Genomic DNA, 1,453 nt, shown 5'->3' with positions numbered 1-1,453 from the left:
AGAGTAGGACACCGCCGGACATTCTTTCGGTCAGGGCCACCCCTTCAGGGGGTGGCCCTGACGCGTTTCCGGACCCGGTTCGATCGAGTCGGACCACGTTTCGCCGCGGCGGGCCTCGGTAGCGTCGGCCCGAGGAGTGGCAGCGAGCGCTCAGCCCACCGGCTGCGGCACGTGGGTCATCCGAGCGAACGAAAGTGGGCCACCCCGTGCCGGAGATGGCCCACTTTCGCGTTTCGGCGTCGCGTCACGACACGGGCTGCGTCACCTTCGGTCAGCCGGCGCGCCGGAGGCGGCCGAGCATGCCGTTGAGGTCGCGGACGAACCAGTCACGGCGGAAGACGTGACCCCCGGCCACCTCGTGTGCCTCGAACGGGATCCCCGCCTGCTGGAGGGCGGCCCGGAATTCGCGCTGACCGGCCAGCACCTCACCCTCGTTCACGGCACTGAACAGGTCGAGCGGGTTGGGCGAGTCGCCGGCGAGGAGGAAGATCCGCTTGTTGCGGTAGCTGGGGAGCCGCTCCATCGGGTTGTCGGCGGTGACCCGGGCCTGGTCCCAGAGCGGGACGCCGTAGACGGTGCCGCCGCCCAGGTCGAGCGCGGCCGAGGTCGCGTTGGCCCAGTGCACGACGAGCCCGAAGTTGCGGCGCAGGCTGGCCGGCCCGGAGTGGGAGCTGACCGAGCAGAAGTGACCGAAGTACTTGGCGGCGTACTTCAGGGCACCGAAGCCGCCCATCGAGAAGCCGGCGACGGCGCGGCCGTCGTAGTCGGGGAAGGTGCGGAAGTTCTGCTCGATCCACGGCAGCAACTGGTTCAGGTGGAAGTTCTCCCAGTTGCGGGGGCCGACGTTGGTGTTCACCGGGTTGGAGTACCAGCCGGTGGAGGCGTCGGGCATGACGATGATGATGTCCCGGCCGGCGGTGAGGTTGATGATGTCCTCTCGGTGGAAGAAGCGGAAGTCGGAGTTCCCACCGTGCAGCAGGTAGAGCACCGGGTACCGCTTGCCGCTGGTGTGGTAGCCGTCGGGCAGCAGGACGTTGACGCCCGGGTCCCACTCGATCTCGTTGGTGGCGAAGCGGTAGTACTGCAACCGGCCGCCGTTCTCGTTGCGGTCGACGATGCGCAGGCCGTACCCGTCGCCGGCGGCGTGGGCGGCGAGCGGCGCGGCGAAGGTGCCGGCCAGGGCGCCAGCGGCGGCAACCCCGGCGGTGCCGGCCAGCAGACGCCGCCGGCTGACCGCGCGTGGGCCGGTGGGGGTGGTATCCATTGATTCTCCTCGGTGGAACGGGTGGCTGGGACGTGCGTTGACCTCTGCCCGGCGGGGCCCCTGCGCGCCGCAGGGGAGCTGCCGGGCGGTTGCGGAAGGTCAGAACGTGCTCTCTCCGGTGAGGCCGAAGAAGTCGTGCCATTTGGTGGATGGGCCGAAGGTGGTGCCGGTGGAGGGGGCGACGTAGAT

1 protein-coding gene is annotated in these 1,453 nt (G+C 69.7%); it reads right to left on the bottom strand.

What is annotated here, in order from left to right; translation table 11 throughout:
• Positions 1-271: 271 nt before the first annotated feature.
• Positions 272-1,264 (bottom strand): alpha/beta hydrolase, encoded by a 993-nt coding sequence (locus ACLQ2V_RS28070; RefSeq protein WP_425721712.1) that lies wholly within the window; start codon positions 1,262-1,264, stop codon positions 272-274.
• Positions 1,265-1,453 lie beyond the last annotated feature (189 nt).

The sequence above is a fragment of the Micromonospora sp. DT233 genome, from assembly GCF_049841815.1.
GTDB lineage: Bacteria > Actinomycetota > Actinomycetes > Mycobacteriales > Micromonosporaceae > Micromonospora.
The sequence above is the reverse complement of the archived record's forward strand: the minus strand, read 5'-3'. Positions and strand labels throughout refer to the sequence as shown.